This window comes from Chitinophaga sp. 01L420 (genome assembly GCF_056399985.1).
In genome coordinates, this window is sequence record NZ_JBFTSK010000153.1 from 1 (window position 1) to 409 (window position 409).

The 409-nt window shown below is 39.7% G+C and carries 1 protein-coding gene; it reads right to left on the reverse strand.

Annotation, left to right across the window (positions count from 1 at the left end; translation table 11 throughout):
• A partial coding sequence (locus tag AC1DP6_RS36575; protein WP_477059324.1) for a transposase occupies positions 1-409 on the reverse strand: 409 nt, incomplete at both ends.

Below are 409 nucleotides of genomic sequence, written 5' to 3' on the forward strand. Positions count from 1 at the left end.
AAGAACTGATTAAGGATCATGCCCCAATTTCTAATGGGCATGGTCCATTTTTTTGAGGACTCTCTCAGCGCCAGGTATACGGATTTCATTACAGCATCATCAGTAGGGAATGACAGCTTGTTTTTTGTATACTTTCTGATCTTACCATTTAGATTCTCAATAAGATTTGTAGTGTAAATAATCTGACGGATATCAATCGGAAAATCAAAGAACACAGTCAATTCATCCCAATTCTCCCGCCAGCTCTTTACCGCATAAGCATATTTACTAGTCCRTTTTTTATCAAGGCTATCAAGCCCTGCCAGCGCAGCCTGTCGGGTGGGAGCTGCATAAATATCTTTTAAATCTGTAGTAAATTCCTTTTTGTCCTTCCATACTACATACCGGCAGCTATTACGGATTTGGTGAA